We start from the raw sequence: 20,287 nt of genomic DNA, 5'->3' as shown, positions 1-20,287 counted from the left end.
ATGGCCTGCGGCGATCGAGTCTAACCGGGTTCGTTCGCGCTGTATGAGGTATGGCGGGTGGGGCTGGTGTGCTGGGCGCATGGATGAAATCGAAAAGACCACTCCGTCCCCGGCTCAGCAGACTGCCCTCACGCACGACTCGGCGGAGGTGGCATCCCCCCGGGATCGAGTTCTCGACCTCGTCGCGCTGCTTGTCCTGATCACGCTCTCGGCGGGTGTCTTTATGCTCGCTGGCCCCGAGGCGTTCACTGCGGTGACGAGCGTCGGTTTGGGCTTGTTCGCGGCCTGGCGTGGCAGGCCGCCGCGTTCGTGACCGCCCGGCCGTGGGGACGGCCGCTCGGCCCGCGGCCACGGAGTGCTATCGCGGTGATCGGCTGATGGGATATCGGGAGGTGGCCGTCCGGCCGCCTCCCGTGTCCGTTGACCAGCACGCTCGCACGGGCCTGGCAGGGCGGACGGGACGTGTCGACTCCGTTACCCGGCAGCGTGCTCGGTGCCCCAGGGACCTGACGGCCGAGTCGATGCCCGCGCGGGGCCGCGATCTGGGCCCTCCTTTCCGGTCTCGGACGCCCGAGCGGCCTGCGGCTGAGCCCGGTGAGGGCTCGGCCGGCGGATGGCTGGGAGTGCCTGACCGAAGCATCTTCGGCCACTTGCGAAAGTGAGGTGAACCTCTCGACAACGGTCACAGGTGTCATATTTCCGCGGTATGCTTTCGCAATGGTTGAACTGCAAGAAGAGTCGAAGCGTGATCGCACCGGGGTCGAGCTGTTCGCGGGCGCGGGGGGCCTCGCCATGGCGGTCCACGGGGCGGGCTTCCGGCCATTGCTGTTCAACGAGTTCGCCCCGCGAGCGTGTCAGACCCTGGAGGCGAACGGGGCGAAGCCTCGGGGGGACGAGGAGCGCATCCCCGAGCCCGGGGAGCCGTGGCCGCTGGTGGCGGGCGATGTCCAGGATCTGGATATGGGCTATCTACTTGGTCGTGTCGACGTCCTCGCTGGCGGTCCGCCGTGCCAGCCGTTTAGCCTGGGCGGGATCGCCAAGGGGGACGAGGACAGGCGCAACATGTTCCCTCAGATGTTCAAGGCGATGCGCCAGATCCGGCCCAAGGCCGTCATCTGCGAGAACGTCGTGGGATTGCTCAGGCCATCGTTCAAGCCCTACCTCGACTACATCTTGCGCGAGATGGAGATGCCCTTCGAGCTACGAGATCCCAAGATCCCTTGGCAGAAGCACGATCAGGCCCTCATCGAGGCCAGGCGCAGGACTGCCGACGATCCGTCGGAGCGCTACAAGGTGGTGATGACGCGCGTTAACGCCGCCGATTACGGGGTCCCCCAGATCAGGCACCGCATCATCATCGTCGCCTTCCGGGAGGACCTCGGCGTCGACATCGACCAGTTCAATGAGGACGTGCTTCCCCGGTACTCCGAGCAGGCGCTATTCCGGTCGATGCTTGACGATTCCGACGACTCCTACTGGAAGCGCCATCCCGAAGTTCCCGATCACGTGCGCGCCCTGGCCATAGCCAGGGCCAGGGCCGGGATCCGTAAGGACGTTTCACTCACTCCGGACGAATCGAAGCCCTGGCGCACCTTCCGGGACGCCATCGCCGGCATCGATGAGAACGAGGGCAAGCCCCTGCCGAAGATCGACTGGGACAGGCTCGACCGCAATGAGTATCGAGCTGATGGGTTCACCGACCACATCGGGTGGCCCGGCGCTCGGATCTACAAGGGCCACACGCCCAATGAGTTGGACCGTCCCGCCAAGACCGTGAAGGCCGGCGTGCACGGCGTCCCGGGCGGGGAGTCCGTGATGCTGACCGATGATCTGGAGACCCCCGGAGGCACTACCTATAGGCACAGGTACATGACTGTGCGTGAGACGGCCCGCGTCATGACTTTTCCCGACGACTGGAAGCTCGAAGGACCCCGCGGGGAGAAGATGCGGCAGCTGGGCAACGCGGTCCCGGTGAAGCTTGGCGCGGTATTCGCCAATGCGGTGGCGAAGGCTCTCGATACGGCATCGGGGCCAAGGGCGTGAGTGATGTGGCGAAGCCACCTCAGAGCCGCTGGAACGACAGGTTGCCCCCCGATCGCGCCTGGAAAGGGCGGTCGGGAAGGACTCGGAAGGCCCTGTCCGTCGAACAGGACAAAGCGGCGGGCGGTCGCCATCGGCGTGAGGTTGACCTGGGTGACGGCCGTGTGGCTCACGCCTCGGTCTCATTGAGGGTCCTGCCCAAGACGCGGCGCATCCGTGCGTCACTGCGGTGGGGCGACGGGAGGAAGTCCCCGGAGCGCTATCTGGGTGAGGTCGAACACGACAGCCGTGAGGCCAACCTCGCTGAGGGATGGCGGCTGGCCTGGGCTAAGGGCCTCTTGAAGGAGGAGACGTTGCCCGAGGGCTCGACAGCCTCGACGCCGACGGTCCGTGCCTCAATGCAAGGCAACCGTGGAAGGGACACGAAGCCCGAGAAGGCCCTCAGATCCCTCCTCTTCAAGGAAGGGCTTCGCTACCGGGTCAACGCACCGCCGATCCGGGGCCTTCGGCGTAGCGCGGATGTGCTGTTCCCGAAGGCACGAGTCGCGGTTTTCGTCGACGGCTGCTTCTGGCATGTCTGCCCGGAGCATCATCGACCAGCGACGAAGAACAAGGACTTCTGGGCGGAGAAGTTTGCCGAGAACCAGCGGCGGGACGCCGAGACCAACCGGATCCTGGAGGAAGCGGGCTGGACGGTCATCCGGGCTTGGGAGCACGAGGCACCGGAGGAGGTGGCACGACGGGTCATCTCAGCGGTCCGCCGTGCGACCGGCTAGCTGCGGTTACAGCTCCTCGCCATGCAGTAGGTCGTCGATGGCGTCGGTCAACCTGCGCAGCACGATGCGGCCGCCACCATCGCTGTACGCGAGGACGACACTCCCCGTGTCGAGACCTGCCTCGGCGAGAATCCCCAAGGGGATCTCCACCCGGCCGCTCGAGTCGATGGTGACTTGCGCTGGTTCCCGGATCATGACGCGAGTCTCGCACGCGGTGCAATGCCGGGGCACTCCCCGTGGCGGGGTGCGGAGTGGTTCCAGCAGGGGTTTCGAGATCTACGTCCCGCAGGTACCGGTGCTGCCCATTAGGGTTGACGCCATGTTGGTGGATGCCCCGGGACCGGGGCCGGCGGGGGCGCCTAGACGCTGGTGGGCGCGCTTCGCGTCCGCCGGCCACGCATCTGTTCACGACGAAGACGGGGGCCGACTGTGACCGAGAACCAGTACATCAACGTCACGCCACACCCGCGCATCTTGGGTGTGCTTGGCGACATCGAGTTCTCTCACTGGCAGTGCCTGGCCGAGTTGATCGACAACTCCTTCGACGAGTTCCAGGCGGCTGGCGGAACGGTCGACCGGCCCTCGGTCGCGGTCTCGCTCCCCCCGGCCAACTCGCAGCGTGCGACAGCTGAGATCAAGGTGCAGGACAACGGGCGGGGCATGAGCCTGGAGGCCGTCACCAACGCCATCAGCGCGGGCTGGACGAGTAACGGTCGACATGGTTCCCTCGGCCTGTTCGGCATGGGCTTCAATATCAGTACCGCTCGGCTCGGTCGGCGTACCACTGTGCGTACCAGTCGGGCCGGCGACCTGGACTGGATAGAGGTGACTCTGGACCTCGCGCAGATTGCCAACTCTGCCAAATATCAAGCGCCGTACCGCACGGTGCCCAAGGTTAATCGTGAAGAGCACGGCACCTCAGTCACCATTAGTGACCTCAAACAGGAGCAGTACGCCACGCTCTGTCGTCCCAAGACGCAGAGCGTGATCCGGGAGAAGCTCGGGGATGTCTACAGCTACCTTCTGTCGGAGAAGGGCTTCCTGCTCACGCTCAACGGCAAAAAGGTCAGGCCGCGTCTGCCCTGCGTCTGGGATGAGAAGCGGACCGTCACCCGCCAAGGAGTGGAGATCCACGCTGTCCAGGAGATCAACCAGGAGTTGACCCCCAAGAACGCTTGCATGGCCTGCGGATACTGGAGCTCCGTCGACGCTGAGAACTGTGAGGAATGCGGTCAGGGCCATCTGGAACTGAGAGAGCGCAAGATCTGGGGTTGGATCGGAATCCAGCGATACCTCCACCGTACCGACTACGGGCTGGACTTCCTCCGCAACGGTCGCAAGATCCTTCTCAAGGACAAACGGGTCTTCGATTGGGAGGACGAGGAGGGCCTCGCTGAGCCGGATCCCGAGTACCCCATTGACTCCGGGGCCGTGAAAATGGGTCGCATCGTCGGTGAGATCCATTGCGATCACGTCGCTCCGAACTATCAGAAGACCGCCTTTGAGTTCGAGACGGCCGAGTGGCGGCAAGTCCTGCGCGAGGTCCGTGGAACAAGCCCGTTGCGACCAAAGATCGCGAAGAGCCTTGGGCTGCCAGAGAACCGCAGTCCCCTGGCCTTGCTCTATGCGGGCTTCCGCCGCCAAGACCCGGGACTCAACTACTTGATCCCCGGCGACGGAGGCAAAAACGCTCTTCACGAGACGGCCTCGAAGTGGGCCGCGCTGATGCGGAAGGGTGTTTCCGAGTACCAGACCGACGAGGTCTGGTACCGCGCCGCCTACCAGCACGACAACCCGATAGCGGTGGACCCGCAACCGGAGAATGACGACATCCTCCCCGGGTTCGGGGCTGGACTCCTCGACCCGGATGACAAGCCGGAAGGCGGTGCGGCGCCGGGCACGCCGGGCACGAGCACAGCTGGTCAAGAACCACCCGAGGACGAGGCCGCACCGGCGGAGACGCTGGATCAGCGGCTCCAGCGATACCGAGACAACGCCGACCCCATCGTGGACCTGACAGGCCCGTACTACCTTGAAGAATTGGGCCGTGTGGATCTGACGGCCTGGGCGGTCCGCGGACATAACCTCGTCACCAAGGATGAGCGGCCCGCACCTGTGATCGTCTCGATGGTCCGAGCCCCGCACCTGGACGTATTCGTCGACACCGGCCACTCGCTCTTCCGTGAACATGGCGCGGACATGCGTGACCTGGCGCTCGTCGAGGTCGCGGAGTTCATGCGGGTACGGGCGAATATCGTGGCGATGCCCTTGAGCGAGATCGTGGCACAACTCAAGAGCCACACCTCCAGTCCTCGGCTGACGCCGGCGGCGACTGCGGAGGAATCCGAGAGGCTTCTGGAACAGGTGCGCGTGGCGATGGTGGCGCCCGTTTCGGCGAACCCAGCGGTGCACTGGCTGCTGCTCACGAAGGATGAACGAGCCGATGCCGAGCGCCGATTCGCGGTAGAGGCCGGCGGAGCATCCCCCTGGAACGACGCGATCTCCAGTGGTGAGTTCATCCGCTATGTCCCGGCCAGCGCCGTTATCCGTATCATCCAGGACTCCCCGGAGACCTTCCTCGACGGGTGCGTCTTCAAGCGCGGGTACATCGCTCTGAGCGATCCCGGCGCTCGAGCGCTCGTCGTGGAACGACTGATCAACCCCCTGGGGGACCTCGCGCTCCTGGAACAGCACCGTCCACGCCTAGATGTGGAGGAGCTGGCCCGGATCAGGATCAGCTGCAGACTCATCGCGCGCGACCTCGCCGACAACACGTAGGGAGAGCGGAATGCGATTCCTTGACGCCGCCTCCCTGCTGGACTCGGGCCCCCTGCAGTTCCCTCGCCGCATTGAACGACTCCTGTGGCACCTGGGCTTCTCCGATGTGACCAACATCGACGGCTCCGGTGACGAGGGGGGCGACATCCTCGCCCTCCACAGGGGCGAGACCTGGGTGATCCAGTGCAAGTGGAAGCGACACGGAGCCGTAGGGGCCGACGCGGTGGATGAGGTCGCTCGCGCTCGGGATCACTATCGCGCCCACAAAGCCGTCGTCGTCACCAACACTCGCTTCAGCCCTGAGGCTCGGAAGCGGGTGGCGACTCTGGCGCGCCTAGGTCCTGGGATCCTTCTGTGGGGCGGAACGGACCTGACGACCAGTTTCGACCGGGTGCCGCCCCGCTTTGGGCGAGTGACGCCACGGCCGTACCAGACCGAGGCGCTCCAGGCACTGACCGCCGATCTCGATGCCTCGGGTCGTGCGCTCCTTGTGCTGGCCACCGGCCTGGGTAAAACGGTCGTCGGAGGCGAGGTGGTCGCGGCGCACCTGCGACGCGCCCCCCAGGATCAGGTCCTGGTCGTCGCGCACGCGAAAGACCTTGTCCAGCAACTAGAACGGGCGCTCTGGCGGCACCTACCCAAAGATGTCCCGACGCGGATCCTCACGGGCGACACCCGCCCCGACGATCTCTCCGGCCTCACCTGCGCGACGGTCGGCTCGGCGCTGTCGGCCGCGCGATTCGGATACCGCCCAGGCCTCGTCATGATCGACGAAGCCCACCATGTGGGTGAAGAAGGTCAATACGACGAGCTCCTGGAACTTCTCAACTCGGCAAGGCACCTGGGCGTCACGGCGACCCCATGGCGCGGTGACAAGCACGACATCACCCATCAGCTCGGCGCCCCCAGCTTCAGCCTGGGGATCGAGGAGGGCATGCGGCGCGGCTACCTCGCTCAGGTCCACTACCGCCTGTTCGTTGACGACATCGACTGGGACATCGTCCGTGAGGCCAGCAGCCACTCGTACGGACTGGCCGAACTCAACGCCAAGCTCTTCCTGCCGCAGCGGGATGAAGCCATCCGCGACGAGCTGGCCACTGCATGGGCCGGCACGCGTAATCCCCGAGCCATCGTCTTCTGCCGCACCATCGAACACGCCGAGCGACTCGCTGACATGCTGCGGCGCACCCCCCTTTGGTCAGGTGCCCTCGCCATCCACGCGGGACTCGCCAAGAGGGAGCGGCAGAACCGCCTACTCGCCTTCCGGGCCGGCGAGGTGCCCATTTTGACGGCGATCGACATCCTCAACGAGGGCGTCGATGTGCCGGACGTGAATATTCTCTGCTTCGCGCGAGTCACTCACTCCCGCCGCATCTTCGTTCAGCAGCTTGGGCGAGGGCTCCGCCTGCGCGAGGGAAAGGAGCGAGTCACGGTGCTGGACTTCGTCAGCGACCTCCGCCGCATCGCTGCCGCGCTCAGGCTCAAACGCGCGCTTGATGGGGATGGTGAAATCGAGACCCTGGCGAAGATCACCCCGTCGAACTTCGACTTCAGCGATCAGAAGGTGGCCACCCTCATGGATGAGTGGATCAAGGACGCGGCCAGCCTTGAGACCGCGTACGACGAGCACCGACTCCAGTTCCCCGCCACCCGCGCCCCCCAGGAGTAATCACCGTGGCCTTGCAGCAGCTGCCCGCCCCCATTCGCGAGCGCCTTCTTATCGAGATCTATCAGCAGGCCAACGACATGGACTGGGAGTTCTTGAGCAACACCGAGAAGACGAACCAGTACCGGCGATGGATCGAGGACCCCAAGGTCGGCGGAGTCCTGCTCGCCTACGGGCCGGAGAAGGACGCCCGGGTCTGGATCAAGGATGTCCCCATGAAGGAGTACGCCCGAGCACAGGAGGGGATCGGGAACTATGTCCGCTACGCGGTAAATCGGTTCCAAGGTCCGGAGGAAATCGTTCGTGCGGCATGTGGCAGCGGCTGGGTGATGAAGCCCGATTCGGTTGGGGAGAAGCCGAACCACTGCTACGCCATTGCTGGCGACGCCACGCGATACATCTGCTGGGGCCGTGTTGGGAACTTTCGTGACCTCGTCTGGGCCGCGTTGAACGAGGCCATCGACTCGACGGAGCGGCCCGCGATCGTCATCACGACCCGCAACGGCGAGACTGTCTCCACGGCTGAGCACACGCGCCAGGAACGACTCGCACTGCGTTGCGGCGCCGACCTACGGCATCTCCACCGCGAGATGGTGCCTAACCCCGACTACCTTGGGGCGACGGGCGATGGCCGTGGCCCGTTGCAACCTACTCTCATCGACTAATGCAGGGAATCAGTAGTTTCTCAGGGGCCACCACTGATCGGTCACCGCGAACGAGAACAGTGGAGATCGGGTGGCCGACGAGGACGGGGCTGTCCGTGCTGCCCCTCCGCTCGCCTGGCGCTGAGCGGAGCGGCGGCAGAGGGTAACCACCGGGTTGAACCAGATGCTAAGTCGTGGCCTGCGCCTGCTTGTCCGCAGGCCGCGCCGCCCCGGCCATGGGTAGATGAGCGTCCGGTCCGGCAGGTGTAATCGGGGAGGGGTTCTTGGTGTCCGGGCGGACGTGCGGTCTCAGTAGAACGTGGTCTTCGGCGAAATGCCGGCGATGCACGACACGGTGCGTGACCTCAGCCGGCCGAATCGTCAGATGTGGGTGAGAGTCCCAACCAGTGCACTGTCGGCAACGGCTGAAATTGGGTTCACCTGCCGACAACAGTACGACGCTGGATGAACGTCTCCGTGCTTTATCACGCTGGGACAGCTGCGCCAAATCACCGATTCTCCGGATTCTGATCCTGCTTGCCAGCCCCCTGCCGCACGGTGAACGTCTCCACGGTGCGGCAGCCGGGAGGACGGAACGCCCGCTGCTTCGGCAGCGCTTACACCGGAGACACACGATGCGTAACCAGTCCAAGCCCGCCGTTGAGGCTGCCTTCCTGAACGTTCAGAACGCGGCGAAGTACATGGGCATCTCGGTGAACACGCTTTACGTCTGGCGCCACCGCCGGCAAGGGCCGCCCAGCTTTCGGATGGGTCCTGGCGGAAGGGTCATGTACCGCCGGGATCTGCTCGATGCGTGGCTCAGTGAGCAGCAGAAGGCGGACTCGCGGTCGAACCCGGCCCTCAACCCGCTGAACAGGGCCTCGCGGCAGCGTGAGCGTCGCCGGGCTGCCTGACTTGGGAATACAGGTCTGAGGAGTTCAGCAGCACTCGGAATTTCATGCGCACGGAGATCGTCTGTGTGTCTGATCGTGACGCAGATCGCGCCAAGAGAAGCAAGGCGAAGCCGAGGGTAAGACGAGTATGGCTGGTTACATCGAAGACCGGTGGCTCAAGAAGCGACCGAACAAGGAGACGGGCAAGCGCGAACGCACTGCGCTATGGGGCAAGTGCACGCGCTACCGCGTCAAGGGAATACCGGGGGTCCGCGACCGGTCTTTCGACACGGTCGCGGACGCCAAGGCGTGGCTGGCCGAGGCACAGACCGATGCACGGCGAGGGGATTTCGTCGACGCGCGAGACGGTGCGATCAGCCTTCGTGAGTACGTCGAGAAGCACTGGTGGCCGTCTCAGGTGCATCCCGCCCAGACGCTGGAAAGCATGAGGCACCGGATCTGGGGGCAGGTGCTGCCGCAGCTCGGAGACCTGGCGCTCAGGGACATCGGTGTCGCGGAGCTGCGCAAGTGGTCGGCCGACGTGCAGAGGGCGGTGGCGTCGAGCACGGCTTATGTCGCGTGGGTGTACCTCAAGGCGATCATGCAGGCCGCGGTCGAGGACAAGCGGCTCTACCGCAACCCGTGCAAGGGCAACAGCTCGATCAAGCCGCCGAAGAAACCGGAGCGCAAGGCTCGCGCCTGGGAGCAGGATCGTGTCGACGCCGTACGGGAGGCGCTCGCCGACCGCTACCAGATCGCGCTCGACCTCGGAGTCGGATGCGGACTGCGACAGGGCGAGGTGTTCGGCTTCAGCCCGGGCGACGTCCACGGCGACTTCGTGCACGTGGAGCGCCAGATCCTCATGTACAAGTCGCGGCTGTACTTCGGCCCGCCCAAGGGTGGCAAGGAGCGCGACGTGCCTCTGCCGAAGGTGCTCGCGAAGCGGCTCCTCACGCACCAGGAACGCTTCGAGCCGATCGACGTCACCCTGCCGTGGCTGGACCCCGAGGAGCCCGACCTCGCGCGCGAGGATCGGCGCAAGGTTACCGTCCCGTTGCTCGTGTACACCGGGCGGCGCGGCGCGATCAACCGCACCACCTGGAACACCAAGGCGTGGAAGCCGGCGCTCGCCGAGGTGGGAGTCATCCCGCCGCTGCCCGAGCGGCAGCCGGGCGAGAAGCCGTCGCGCGTATGGGAGCCGAGCCGTGAGCACGGCTTCCACGTCCTGCGCCACACGTACGCCTCGGTGATGCTCGAAGCCGGTGAGTCGATCGTCTCGCTCGCGAAGTGGCTGGGGCACTCCGATCCGGCGTTCACGCTCCGGACGTACACTCACTTCATGCCGCAGGCCGGCGCGCGGGGACTGTCCGCGATCGAGACGTGGCTCACGGATCTCGGCTGAAAGTCCCTGAGAAGTCCCAGAGGGCTGGACCAGCCGCCGGATTCCCGTAAACATGCAGGTCAGAGCGTGATCGCTCCCTGAGCGGAACAGAACCCGGCGTACAGCCCGACTCGTCTGCCGCCTCCCGCCGGAGCGCCGGATGGTTTCCGCCGAGAGACGGCACACCGCAGGGCGGCGCGGGTCGTCTAGGACGGCTTGCGGTGCCTGGGGGCGGTGCCGGATTCGGCGGCCTTGAGGTCTGCCAGCAGTTCGGCCTGCCCGGCCAGTACGCCGGACAGGATGCTCCGCGCGACCCGCAGCAGCTCCGCCACCTGCGGATTGGCCAGCGAGTAGTAGACGGCCGAGCCCTCCCGACGGGGGACGACGAGGTTGGCCCGGCGCAGGACAGCCAGCTGCTGGGAGAGGTGAGCCGCCTCCACGCCGATCTCGGTCAGCATTTCGGAGACCGCGTGCTCCCGCTCGCTCAGGAGCTCGAGCACCCTGATCCGCACCGGGTGACCCAGTGTCTTGAAGAACTCGGCCTTCAGCTGGTACAGCGGAGTGCTCACCGCACCCGCCCCGCGCCCGTAGGGGCCGCCGGGATGCCGGACGGCCGCTGTCGTGCGTGCGCCGTGCATCGCATCCACCCAAGACTCTTCACCATGAGGACATCCTCGCGCCCTCACACCGACGTGATGACTTCGGGAGTTGCCAAGATTATCAACGCGCGAGCCGTCTTCGTCAGCCTGTGGCAGGCCGAAAGCGCGGGTCAGGCCTTCTTGACCACGCTGGACTTGAGCTGCATGGGGCCGAACCCGTCGATCCTGCAGTCGATGTCGTGGCCGTCCACACCGTCGACGAGGCGGATGTTGCGCACCTTGGTGCCGGCCTTGATGCCGCTCGGGCTGCCCTTGACCTTCAGGGTCTTGATCACGGTGACGGTGTCGCCGTCGGCGAGCACGTTGCCGACCGCATCCCTGATTCCCCCGTCCGTGCCCTCGCCCGCGGGCTCGGCGGAGGTGGGCGACCACTCATGGCCGCACTCGGGACAGATCAGGAGTGCGCCCATCTCGTACGTGTACACGCCGGAGCACTCGGGGCACGGCGGCAGCGCCTCGGTCACATCGCTCATGGTCTTTCCTTGCCTCGTTTGTTCGTTCGTTCCTGTGCATCATCTACATCAGGCTTCATGTTGCCGCGGTGCGGCGGCCGCCCCGGTCCTTCACACGGGGGCCTTCCGCAGGGGAAGGGTGATCCAGATGCTTTTGCCTCCGCCGTCCGCGTCGCCCCGGACGACCGCGGTACCGCCCAGGCCGAGGGTGAGTTCCATGACGGTGCCCAGTCCGCTGCCGCCGGTCCCGGTGGCTGCCGAGGTGAGCGGGGGCCGGTACGGGTGGCGGTCGTGGACGGCGAACGCGAGCGTGTCCTGGCCCGCCGCGTAGATCACGGTGACGTTCGGGGACAGCGGGGCCGCGTGCCGGATGCTGTTGGCGACCAGCTCGGACAGGATCAGCAGTGCCGGATCGACGGCGGGATGGCTCCGGCTGATGCCCCACTCCGCAAGGACCTGCTCGGTGGTCTCGCGGGCGATCCGCACGGCCGAGCCCATCGCGGGCAGGGTCAGGACGTGCCGCAGGGGAAGGGAGTCGAGCTGAGCGCTCACCGGACGGCCTCGGCGGTATCGGGGGCGGCGGGCAGGACTCCGGCCCGGTGCAGGTGGGCGCGGGCTCCGGCGATGGCCTCGGGCGTGGTGGCGTACTCCCGGCCCTCCCGCCGGAGCAGGTCCAGCGCGCCGACCGATTCCAGTGCCTGGCGCTGGCCGGGGCGTACCCCTGAGGTCATCACGGCGATGCCGCGCCGGTTCAGCTTCTCCACGGCGTCCTTGAGGACCAGGGCGCCGGTGGCGTCCATCGTCGACACCCGCGACATGCGCAGGATCACCACCCGGACGTCGGCGACCTCGCTCAGCTCCAGAAGGAAGCGGTGGGCGCCGGCGAAGAACAGCGGCCCGTCGATCCGGTACGCGACGATGTGCTCGGCCAGCAGCGCGTGCTCCTCCTCGCTGTGCTCGCCGGGCAGGTCCGCTTTGAAATCGACCTGATCCATCCGGGCCTGACCGGCGACCGCCCGCAGCGCCAGGGCGCCCGCCACGACCAGGCCGATGATCACCGCGTAGACCAGGTCGAGCACGAGCGTGGCGACGGCGGTCAGCACCAGCACGATCGCGTCCGAGCGGGTCGCGCGGGCCATCGCCCGCAGCGCACCGACCTCCACCATCCGGATCGCGGTCGCCAGCAGCACCCCGGCGAGCGCGGACAGCGGGATCCTGGAGACGAGCGGGGCGGCGGCGAAGACGATCACGGCCAGGACGGCGGCGTGGGTGAGGGCGGCGAGCCGCGAGCCCGCGCCGGTCCGGACGTTGACGGCGGTACGGGCGATCGCCGCGGTGGCGGGGACTCCGCCGAACAGCGGGGCCGCCAGGTTCGCGATGCCCTGCCCGAACAGCTCCTTGTCCGGGTCGTGCTGCTGGCCGACCGTCATGCCGTCCGCGACAGTCGCCGACAGCAGCGACTCCAACGCGGCCAGCGCCGCGACCGCGACGGCCGGGGCGAGCAGCGACCCCAGCGCGGACAGGTCGAGGAAGCCGAGGGAGGGCGCGGGCAGCCCGGAGGGCAGGTCGCCGATCGGAGCGGCCGCGTCCAGGTGGAAGAGCTGAGCCGCGAGGGTGGCGGCGATCACCGCGACGATGGAGAACGGGACGGTGGGGCGCCACCGGGCACCCAGCAGCATCACGGTCGCCACGCCCACCGCGAGGGCGACGGCGGTCCAGTTCGGGGTCCGTACGAACTCCTCGACCGCGCGCCAGGTCACCACCAGGACCTTGTCGCCCTCCGGCTTGGCCACGCCCAGCGCGTTCGGTACCTGCTGGAGACCGATGACGCACGCGATGCCGAGCGTGAAGCCCTCCACCACCGGTGCCGGGATGTAGCGCATGTAGCGGCCGGCCTTCAGCAGCGCGAGCACGATCAGCAGCACACCGGCCATCAGCCCGACCGTCAGCACCCCGCCCGGCCCGTACTGGGCCACGATCGGCACCAGCACCACCGTCATCGCCCCGGTCGGCCCGGACACCTGGAGGTTGGAACCACCGAACAGCGCCGCCAGCGCGCCCGCCACCACGGCGGTCGCCAGCCCCGCCTCGGCACCGAGCCCGGAGGAGACGCCGAAGCCCAGCGCGAGCGGCAGCGCGACGATCGCCACGGTCAGACCGGCGAGCAGATCGCGACGGGGGTTGCGGCCCATGACCGTGAAGTCGGCACGGGCGGGCAACAGGGAAGCGACCCGGCCCCAGGACCGGGCAAGGACGGTACTCACCCCGCCGCTACCTCGGCTTCCCGCAGCTCGGCCAGCAGTTCGTTCCGCCCGGCCAGCATCTCGGTCAGGATCCGACGCGCGGCCCGCATCAGCTCCGCCACATCCCCGCCGGACAGCTCGTACACCACGGTCGAGCCCTCCCTCGCCGAGGTCACGATGCCGGAGCGGCGCAGCACGGCCAGCTGCTGGGAGAGCGCCGACGGTTCCACCTCGATCGCGGTCAGCAGATCCCGTACCGGCAACGGCCCGTCCTGCAGCAGCTCCAGTACGCGTATACGGACCGGGTGCCCGAGCATCCGGAAGAACTCGGCCTTGGCCTGGTACAGCGGAACCGGCACGGTCTTCGGACTCCCTTCACCACCCCGATGCCCCGAGGTGCCTTCTTGGCCGTGCCCACGACTACCTGCGGACACAGCCAACACAGCATGTAGTCAATTGCAGAATTTCGCAATTCGTTGATTCGTGCGGCAAGGGCCGAGGCTGATGTCGCTCGCCTCAAGCGCGTCGGCGGGTTGCGGCCCACGAAGCGAGCAGAAACACGGGCAGGGCGATGCCGAGCAGGAGCGCGGTGCCGGTGACCGCACTCATGAGGAAGCCGGCTCCCAGGTGCGCGACGCCTTGGTAGTAGCCGACCGTCACGGTCGTGAGCGTCACGTAGCCGCCGAGCGCGGTGCCGGCGACCTGGCGGACGAACGCGGGCCGGCCTCGGCCGACGGTCGGGGCCGGAGCGAGCCGTCGCGCCGTGGTCCAGGCCCTGGGCGGGCGGCGCCGGGTGATGAACAGGCCCGTTCCGAGGAGGCCCATGACCAGGAGGTAGCCGGTCACCATGAGTGTGACGTTGAGGGACACGGGAAGCATGACCGGCTCCTGGCGGGGCCTCAGGAGGGGGTCTGGAGCAGGAAGTGCCAGCCCCGGACGAAGGTGTGCCAGCCGAACCACAGCCATAGGGCGAACAGTGCCCAGCGGCCTGCCGGGTAGCTCATGACGGCCCTGGTGGCGTCGCTGAGCGTGGGAAAGCCGTCGTTCGGCCGCAGCAGGCCGATGCCCTCCCAGGCAAAAATGGCCCCGAAGAGCACTGCCCAGACGAGGTAGCCGATCACCGGATGCTCTGCCACTGCAGCCTCTCCCGCGCTCTCGTGAACACAGCTGTCGGGTCGATCATCGGTCACGATGCGCTCGGGATTCCGGACGCGCCCGGCGAGTCGCGCCCCGGAAGGTGCCCCGCGGGGTGCCCCGGGAGGTGGGTGACTCCCCGGACCCGTCCGTGTCAGGTGTCCTGGTGTTCGGGTCGCTCCGGGGCCTCCAGGTATTCAGGGCATTCGGGGTTGTGACAGGGGCCGGGGTGCCACACGGGCACGAAGATTCCGAGACTCTTGTGCCGTCTCTTCACAACCGCGGTCACGGGCTGCTTGCAGACCGGGCAGACAAGCACCCCTTGGGGACCGGTCTCATGCTCGGCTTTGCTCATCTTTTAACCATAGGCTCGATGGCCGCAGAAGGAGACAGGAGACGCGCACGCGCTCGCATCCTCCGGCTTCGACCAGCCTGCCGGTGGGGGCGGAGCCTTCCTGGTGCGTGACGTACCGGTGTCAGTTCGGCACGATGATCAGCTTGCCGCGCACATGGCCGCCCGCGCTCTCCCGGTGGGCGTCGGCCGCCTGGGAGAGTGAGTACGTCCGGGCCACGGACAGGTCGAGTTCGCCGCTCTCGACCAGCGCGGCTGCCTGCTCAAGGCGTTCACGGATCGCGTCGGGGCCGGCGAACACGAAGCGCACACCGTGCTCCGCCGCCCGGTGATCGGCGATGGTGACCACGCGATCCGGCCCGCCGGCCAGTTCGACGAGGGCGGGCAGCGACCCCTTTCCGGCGGCGTCGAATGCCGCGTCCACGCCCTTCACGGCGACGGCACGGATCCGCCCGGCGAACCCCTCGCCATACATCACGGGTTCGGCGCCGAGCGAGCGCAGGTACGCGTGATTGCGTTCGCCGGCCGTACCGATCACGGTCGCGCCGAGATGCCTGGCGATCTGTACGGCCACGGACCCGACGCCACCGGCGGCCCCGTCCACGACCAGGGTCTCCCCGGCCTTCACCCCGAGGTCCGTGAGCGCCTGGTACGCCGTGTTGACGGCCACCGGCAGCCCGGCCGCGACCTCCCAGGACACGGCTTCGGGCTTCCGTGCGAGCTGCGCCGCGGGCGCCAGTGCGAACTCGGCGTAGCCGCCGGAGCCGATCGAACCGAAGACCTCGTCACCCGCGGCGAAGTCGGTCACGTCCGCACCGACGTCCGCGACGACACCGGCGACGTCTCCGCCGGGCACCGAGGGGAACTCCACCGGCATCATCGCCGCGACGGCCCCGCTGCGCAGCTGCCAGTCCAGTGGATTCACCCCGGCGGCGCGGACCTCCACCAGCACCTGCCCGGGACCCGGGCGAGGCACCTCGCGGTCCACCACGCGTAAGACCTCGGGACCTCCGTACTCCGAGAACTCCACAGCGCGATACGTCTCTGTCATTTTTGCCCTTTTCGATATGGGTTTCATCTGGTTGATCAGGATCTCTGACGATCTGTCAGCTCCCGTGCCCAAGCTATCGAACGAAGGGGCGGCAGGTCATCCGGCTCCGGGTGGATCCCGTCGGTCCTCTCGCGTCGCCGGGCACTGGCCATAGATACCCCTAGGGGGTATATTCGCGACGCGTAGATACCCCCCTCCCGTATAGGAGTGCTTGCAATGACCGTGTCAGCCTCACCAACCGCGTCAACCGATTCGCGGAGATGGTCCGCGCTCGCCCTGATCGCCCTGGCTCAGTTCATCGTCATCATGGATACGTCGATCATCGGCGTGGCCCTGCCCAAGATGCAGGCCGACCTGGGCTTCTCCCAGGAGAACCTGTCGTGGGTGTTCAACGCCTACGTCGTCGCCTTCGGGGGGCTGCTGCTGCTCGGCGGACGGCTCTCGGACCTGCTCGGTGCCAGGCGCCTGTTCAGCGCCGGATGGGTCGTCCTCGCCGCAGGCTCCCTGACCGCGGGCCTCGCGGGTGAGGTCTGGGTCGAGCTGACCGGGCGGGCCCTGCAGGGCGTGGGTGCCGCGCTGATCGCCCCGTCCGCCCTCACCCTGCTGATGACCCTGTTCGGCTCACGTCCCCAGGAGCTGGGGAAGGCCTTCGCGCTGTACGGCGCGGCCGCCCCGGCCGGAGGTACCGCCGGAGTCTTCCTCGGTGGGGTCATCACCCAGTACGCCAGCTGGCCCTGGGTGTTCTACATCAACATCCCCGTCGCCCTCGTCGTCCTGGCCGTCACGCCTGCCGTCATGCCTTCGGGCACGGGGCGACGCGGCTCGATCGACCTCGCCGGCGCGGTCACCGTCACGGCGGGTCTCGCCGCCGCCGTCTACGCCATCGTCCGGGCCCCCGAGACCGGTTGGGATTCCGCCGAGACCTGGCTGGTCCTCCTGGCCGGCGCGGCACTGATCGCCGCGTTCGTCGCGATCCAGTCCAAGCGGCGCGAACCGCTGATGCGGCTGGGGATCTGGCGGGCACCCAACCTGGCCGGTGCCAACATCGCCCAGCTGCTCATGGCCGCCGCGTGGATACCCATGTGGTTCTTCCTCAACCTCTACCTGCAGCAGGTCCTGGGGCTCGACGCCTTCGCCTCCGGCTCCGCGCTGCTGCCCATGACGGTCGCCATCATGATCATGATGATCGTCCTGGCGCCGCGCCTGATCTCGCGGTTCGGGCCCAAGCCCCTCATCGTCCTGGGGCTGTTCGCGCTCGGCGCGGGCATGTTCTGGCTCTCGCTGGCCCGCCCGGACGGAAACTTCCTCGTCGACGTCCTGCCCGCCTCCCTGCTCTCGGCGGTGGGCATGTCGCTGGCGTTCATCCCGTCGCTCGGCACCGCGCTGTCCAGTGCCCGCCCGGAGGAGGGCGGCCTCGCCTCGGGGATCGTCAACACCAGCTACCAGGTCGGCTCCGCCCTCGGCCTCGCCGCCATGACGGCACTCGCCGCCGCACACGGCGCCCGCGAACCCGGGGACCCGGTGGCCCTCACCAACGGCTTCTCCGCCGCCTTCCTCGGTGCCGCGGCCCTCGCGGTGGTCGGCGCCCTCGCCGCCCTGCTGACCCTGCGCACCGCACCGGCCGCCGAGGGTGCGGGCAGCGGTGACCAGCCGGAAAAGGCCACGGCCTGAAAGGGCCACGGCCTGAAAGGGCGACCGTTCTCCGACGACTGCGGCCGGGCGGCGCCCGCTGCCGAGGGCGGGTGTCCGCCGCCCCGGCAGCGGACACCGCCCCGCGGTCACCGGGGACACCGTCCCTCGGTCACCGCGGCCGACGGGCGGTGACCAGCAGGGCGGCACTGCGCAGTTGGAGCACTCCTCCCCGCTCGCGGGGTCGCAGCAGATCGACGAGCCTCTGCTGGGCCTGATCCCGGACGTCCTCCCGCACCTGGCTCATCAGGTGTCGGCCGGGACCGGAGTCCAACAGGAATGCGGCGGCATCGGCGGCGTCCCGGCCCCATGTCCCGTACGCCTCGACCTGTGCGGTGCCGATGGCCTCGTAACCGGCGCGGGACAGTACGTCGCGCATGGTCCCCGGGGCCGCCAGCGAGAACATGCCGGGGCCTCCAGGGGCTCCCAGGCCACCGAAGGGCAGGATGTCGCTCAGCCCCTGGATGGCCTGCAGCCACTCGGTCCGGCCGGGCTCCGCGGGGCAGACGAAGGCGATACGGCCGCCAGGGCGCAGAGCTCGCCCGATGTTGGTGAAGGCGGCGACGGGATCGTCGAAGAACATCACCCCGAAGCGGCTGATCGCGACGTCGAAGGTCCCGGGACCGAACGGATGGACCTGGACGTCCGCCCGCTCGAACGTCACATTGCCGAGCGCTTCGTGCCGCGCGGACTCCCGCGCACGGTCGAGCATGGGGACCGACAGGTCAAGTCCCAGCACCTGCCCGCCGCTTGCCTGCCGTGCGGCGAGACGGGTGGTGCGCCCCGCCCCGCAGCCGATGTCGAGGACGCGGTCCCGTTCCGTGATCGCTGCGGCGGTGAGGAGCGGTTCGTTGAATCCCTCGTTCACGCCGTCCCAGCGGTCCTGGTTGTCGGCCCAGTACGTTCCCTCGTAACCGTTCCATGCCTGTTCCTGGTCCTTGTTGGCAATGCGTCGCATGCGGTGCTCCCGGTGGATGCGGGCGCCCGGAGGTATGGGGACATCTAGTATGGGCGGGCGCCCATTCAAGGTATGGGCAATCGCCCATACTGTAAACACGTGAGAGGGAGGGGCCCCATGTCACCACGCGGTGTGACGACTCCGGACGTCCGTGAGCGGCTGTTCACCGCTGCGGAGCGGGTGCTGGAGCGGGAGGGGCCGGGAGCCCTGACGAGCAGAGCGATCACCGGTGAGGCCGGCTGCGCCAAGGGACTGCTGCACGCCCACTTCTCCGGACTCGACCAGTTCGTCGCGGAGTTGGTCCTGGACCGTTTCGCGCGAGTGGCCGGGCACGCCGAGGAACTCCGGGGGCGGGTGGGGCGGGGCACCGTCGCGGAGAACCTTCTCGGCATCGCTCTCGCGTTGCTGTCCTCGGCCGGCCCCACCGTCGCCGGCCTGGCGCTCACCCGCCCCGCGGCGTCCTTGCGGATCCGCGAGGCCCTGGAGGGCGGTGCGCCGGGCTTCGACACGGTCCAGGACGCGATCGCCGACTACCTGGACGCGGAACGGCGGGCCGGCCGCATCGCGGAACGGGCCGACACCGCCGCCGCGGCCCTCGCCCTGGTCGGGACCCTCCACCACCTGCTCATGACCGGCGGACATGACGGGCGGAACGCACAGGAGCGTGCCGGGCGACTGGTGGCCCTGCTCGAAACCACCCTCAGGCGCGGGCCCGACGACGTCACCGAGTGAGCCGGCGCGAGGAACGGGGTGCCGCCGCGGACTTTCCCGCGATGGCACCCCCGTCCGGCTCAGCTCAGCCGGGTCGTGACGTACGCCTCGATGGCGTCCCGCTGGTACGCGGCCAGGCCCGGCGTGATCGCCTCGTACGCCGCGCGCCACTGCTCGTTCTCCACGCAGGAACGCCCGATCGCGCGGTACTCCTCGGCGGAGACCGCCCGGAGGGCGGTCAGGGCCCGGTGCTGGGCCTCGATCTCGGCCTGCACCGGATCGGCCTCGGCGGGCACACCCGCGGCCAGCAGCTCGGCCAGCCGGATCATCTGCGCCGTGCGCTCCCGGTGTCCGGCCTCGATCTGCGCCTCGCTCATCGACGAGGTGTGCCGGTCGATCTCCCCGGCCAGCTCCGGGAAGTCGCGCAGGCTCTCCTGGTACTGGGCGGGCCGAACGCCCTCGAAGAGGTTCTCCGGTCGGTTGATGGCGGTCATGGGGTTACCGTCCTTCCTGGACTCCTCCAGTTCGGTGATCGTGCGGGAGACGGTGCCGGCCAGCGCGTCGATCCGGTCGCGCTCGGCGAGAAGCCGGCGGTGGTGACCGCGCAGGGCCTCCACCTCATCGACCTGCGAGGCCAGGATCCGCCCGATCTCGGGCAGACCCAGGCCCAGCGCCCGCAGTACGAGGATCTGCTGCAGCCGGAGCAACTCGCCCTCCCCGTAGCAGCGGTGGCCGTTGGAACCGATCCCCGCGGGCGGCAGCAGGCCGATCTCGTCGTAGTGCCGCAGCGTCCGAGCCGTCACACCGGACATCCGGGCGACCTCCGCGATCGGCCAGACCATCGCCGCCTCCCCTCACGA

The 20,287-nt window shown here is 68.1% G+C and carries 21 protein-coding genes; 10 read left to right on the top strand and 11 right to left on the bottom strand.

The genetic code is table 11. The features are described from left to right. The first annotated feature begins 79 nt into the window (after nt 1–79). The 3 genes from OG978_RS12505 (at nt 80) to OG978_RS12495 (ending at nt 2,816) form a co-directional block, all read left to right on the top strand. Nucleotides 80–313, top strand: coding sequence for a hypothetical protein (locus tag OG978_RS12505; RefSeq protein ID WP_326765291.1), 234 nt, complete (start codon nt 80–82; stop codon nt 311–313). A 404-nt stretch (nt 314–717) separates the two neighbouring features. Further along, entirely contained in the window at nt 718–2,043 is a 1,326-nt protein-coding gene (locus tag OG978_RS12500) for a DNA cytosine methyltransferase (protein ID WP_326765290.1), read from the top strand. A 161-nt stretch (nt 2,044–2,204) separates the two neighbouring features. Then, on the top strand, nt 2,205–2,816 hold the full coding sequence (locus OG978_RS12495; RefSeq protein ID WP_326765289.1) for a very short patch repair endonuclease: 612 nt from the start codon (nt 2,205–2,207) through the stop codon (nt 2,814–2,816). A gap of 6 nt (nt 2,817–2,822) precedes the next feature. Here OG978_RS12495 and OG978_RS12490 read toward each other — a convergent pair whose 3' ends face one another. Further along, entirely contained in the window at nt 2,823–3,011 is a 189-nt protein-coding gene (locus OG978_RS12490) for an AbrB/MazE/SpoVT family DNA-binding domain-containing protein (RefSeq protein WP_326765288.1), read from the bottom strand. Between the two features lie 234 nt (nt 3,012–3,245). On the opposite strand from OG978_RS12490, the gene OG978_RS12485 reads away from it, so the two are divergent. From OG978_RS12485 to OG978_RS12465, 5 genes are all read left to right on the top strand, one after another. Next, nucleotides 3,246–5,594, top strand: coding sequence for an ATP-binding protein (locus OG978_RS12485; RefSeq protein ID WP_326765287.1), 2,349 nt, complete (start codon nt 3,246–3,248; stop codon nt 5,592–5,594). Between the two features lie 10 nt (nt 5,595–5,604). Beyond that, nucleotides 5,605–7,263, top strand: a complete 1,659-nt coding sequence (locus OG978_RS12480; protein ID WP_326765286.1) for a DEAD/DEAH box helicase family protein — start codon at nt 5,605–5,607, stop codon at nt 7,261–7,263. Between the two features lie 5 nt (nt 7,264–7,268). Then, on the top strand, nt 7,269–7,925 hold the full coding sequence (locus OG978_RS12475; RefSeq protein WP_326765285.1) for a hypothetical protein: 657 nt from the start codon (nt 7,269–7,271) through the stop codon (nt 7,923–7,925). Between the two features lie 614 nt (nt 7,926–8,539). Then, the gene (locus OG978_RS12470; RefSeq protein WP_326765284.1) at nt 8,540–8,818 is read left to right on the top strand and encodes a helix-turn-helix domain-containing protein; all 279 of its coding nucleotides are present in this window, start codon (nt 8,540–8,542) and stop codon (nt 8,816–8,818) included. Between the two features lie 127 nt (nt 8,819–8,945). Beyond that, nucleotides 8,946–10,199 (top strand): tyrosine-type recombinase/integrase, encoded by a 1,254-nt coding sequence (locus tag OG978_RS12465; RefSeq protein ID WP_326765283.1) that lies wholly within the window; start codon nt 8,946–8,948, stop codon nt 10,197–10,199. A gap of 185 nt (nt 10,200–10,384) precedes the next feature. Here OG978_RS12465 and OG978_RS12460 read toward each other — a convergent pair whose 3' ends face one another. The 8 genes from OG978_RS12460 to OG978_RS12425 all read right to left on the bottom strand — a co-directional run bounded on the left by OG978_RS12460 (nt 10,385) and on the right by OG978_RS12425 (nt 16,069). Further along, the gene (locus tag OG978_RS12460; RefSeq protein ID WP_326770007.1) at nt 10,385–10,747 is read right to left on the bottom strand and encodes an ArsR/SmtB family transcription factor; all 363 of its coding nucleotides are present in this window, start codon (nt 10,745–10,747) and stop codon (nt 10,385–10,387) included. A gap of 200 nt (nt 10,748–10,947) precedes the next feature. After that, nucleotides 10,948–11,301, bottom strand: coding sequence for a zinc ribbon domain-containing protein YjdM (locus OG978_RS12455; protein WP_326770006.1), 354 nt, complete (start codon nt 11,299–11,301; stop codon nt 10,948–10,950). A 99-nt stretch (nt 11,302–11,400) separates the two neighbouring features. Next, on the bottom strand, nt 11,401–11,787 hold the full coding sequence (locus OG978_RS12450; RefSeq protein ID WP_442817831.1) for an ATP-binding protein: 387 nt from the start codon (nt 11,785–11,787) through the stop codon (nt 11,401–11,403). A gap of 50 nt (nt 11,788–11,837) precedes the next feature. Further along, a complete protein-coding gene (locus OG978_RS12445) occupies nt 11,838–13,553 on the bottom strand; it encodes a SulP family inorganic anion transporter (RefSeq protein ID WP_326765281.1) in 1,716 nt (571 codons plus the stop codon). Next, nucleotides 13,550–13,891 (bottom strand): ArsR/SmtB family transcription factor, encoded by a 342-nt coding sequence (locus OG978_RS12440; protein ID WP_326765280.1) that lies wholly within the window; start codon nt 13,889–13,891, stop codon nt 13,550–13,552. The genes OG978_RS12445 and OG978_RS12440 overlap by 4 nt, the downstream gene beginning before the upstream one ends. 157 nt (nt 13,892–14,048) lie before the next feature. After that, a complete protein-coding gene (locus tag OG978_RS12435) occupies nt 14,049–14,411 on the bottom strand; it encodes a DUF6256 family protein (RefSeq protein WP_326765279.1) in 363 nt (120 codons plus the stop codon). A gap of 20 nt (nt 14,412–14,431) precedes the next feature. Next, on the bottom strand, nt 14,432–14,668 hold the full coding sequence (locus OG978_RS12430; RefSeq protein ID WP_326765278.1) for a DUF6186 family protein: 237 nt from the start codon (nt 14,666–14,668) through the stop codon (nt 14,432–14,434). Between the two features lie 474 nt (nt 14,669–15,142). After that, entirely contained in the window at nt 15,143–16,069 is a 927-nt protein-coding gene (locus OG978_RS12425; protein ID WP_326765277.1) for an NADP-dependent oxidoreductase, read from the bottom strand. Between the two features lie 216 nt (nt 16,070–16,285). Between OG978_RS12425 and OG978_RS12420 the strand changes: the two genes are divergently transcribed. After that, complete coding sequence (locus OG978_RS12420) at nt 16,286–17,740, top strand: MFS transporter (protein WP_326765276.1); 1,455 nt, start codon at nt 16,286–16,288, stop codon at nt 17,738–17,740. A 130-nt stretch (nt 17,741–17,870) separates the two neighbouring features. On the opposite strand, the gene OG978_RS12415 is transcribed toward OG978_RS12420, so the two are convergent. Beyond that, nucleotides 17,871–18,716 carry a class I SAM-dependent methyltransferase gene (locus tag OG978_RS12415; RefSeq protein ID WP_326765275.1) on the bottom strand — a complete coding sequence of 282 codons (846 nt, stop codon included), beginning with the start codon at nt 18,714–18,716 and terminating at the stop codon, nt 17,871–17,873. A gap of 117 nt (nt 18,717–18,833) precedes the next feature. Between OG978_RS12415 and OG978_RS12410 the strand changes: the two genes are divergently transcribed. Further along, on the top strand, nt 18,834–19,448 hold the full coding sequence (locus tag OG978_RS12410) for a TetR/AcrR family transcriptional regulator (RefSeq protein ID WP_326765274.1): 615 nt from the start codon (nt 18,834–18,836) through the stop codon (nt 19,446–19,448). 59 nt (nt 19,449–19,507) lie between these two features. Here OG978_RS12410 and OG978_RS12405 read toward each other — a convergent pair whose 3' ends face one another. After that, nucleotides 19,508–20,269: a MerR family transcriptional regulator gene (locus OG978_RS12405; protein ID WP_326765273.1), complete on the bottom strand. Its 762-nt coding sequence runs from the start codon at nt 20,267–20,269 to the stop codon at nt 19,508–19,510. Nucleotides 20,270–20,287: the final 18 nt, after the last annotated feature.

The sequence above is a fragment of the Streptomyces sp. NBC_01591 genome (genome assembly GCF_035918155.1).
In the GTDB taxonomy this organism is placed as follows: domain Bacteria; phylum Actinomycetota; class Actinomycetes; order Streptomycetales; family Streptomycetaceae; genus Streptomyces.
Note: the sequence above shows the minus strand (reverse complement) of the source record. Positions and strands in the feature narration are given on the sequence as shown.

Excerpts from the sequence above, each read along its gene's own strand:
- OG978_RS12505 (WP_326765291.1), top strand. The coding sequence starts at position 80 with ATGGATGAAATCGAAAAGACCACTCCGTCCCCGGCTCAGCAGACTGCC.
- OG978_RS12500 (WP_326765290.1), top strand. The coding sequence starts at position 718 with ATGGTTGAACTGCAAGAAGAGTCGAAGCGTGATCGCACCGGGGTCGAG.
- OG978_RS12490 (WP_326765288.1), bottom strand. The coding sequence starts at position 3,011 with ATGATCCGGGAACCAGCGCAAGTCACCATCGACTCGAGCGGCCGGGTG.
- OG978_RS12480 (WP_326765286.1), top strand. The coding sequence starts at position 5,605 with ATGCGATTCCTTGACGCCGCCTCCCTGCTGGACTCGGGCCCCCTGCAG.
- OG978_RS12470 (WP_326765284.1), top strand. The coding sequence starts at position 8,540 with ATGCGTAACCAGTCCAAGCCCGCCGTTGAGGCTGCCTTCCTGAACGTT.
- OG978_RS12465 (WP_326765283.1), top strand. The coding sequence starts at position 8,946 with ATGGCTGGTTACATCGAAGACCGGTGGCTCAAGAAGCGACCGAACAAG.
- OG978_RS12450 (WP_442817831.1), bottom strand. The coding sequence starts at position 11,787 with ATGGGCTCGGCCGTGCGGATCGCCCGCGAGACCACCGAGCAGGTCCTT.
- OG978_RS12435 (WP_326765279.1), bottom strand. The coding sequence starts at position 14,411 with ATGCTTCCCGTGTCCCTCAACGTCACACTCATGGTGACCGGCTACCTC.
- OG978_RS12425 (WP_326765277.1), bottom strand. The coding sequence starts at position 16,069 with ATGACAGAGACGTATCGCGCTGTGGAGTTCTCGGAGTACGGAGGTCCC.
- OG978_RS12420 (WP_326765276.1), top strand. The coding sequence starts at position 16,286 with ATGACCGTGTCAGCCTCACCAACCGCGTCAACCGATTCGCGGAGATGG.
- OG978_RS12415 (WP_326765275.1), bottom strand. The coding sequence starts at position 18,716 with ATGCGACGCATTGCCAACAAGGACCAGGAACAGGCATGGAACGGTTAC.
- OG978_RS12410 (WP_326765274.1), top strand. The coding sequence starts at position 18,834 with ATGTCACCACGCGGTGTGACGACTCCGGACGTCCGTGAGCGGCTGTTC.
- OG978_RS12405 (WP_326765273.1), bottom strand. The coding sequence starts at position 20,269 with ATGGTCTGGCCGATCGCGGAGGTCGCCCGGATGTCCGGTGTGACGGCT.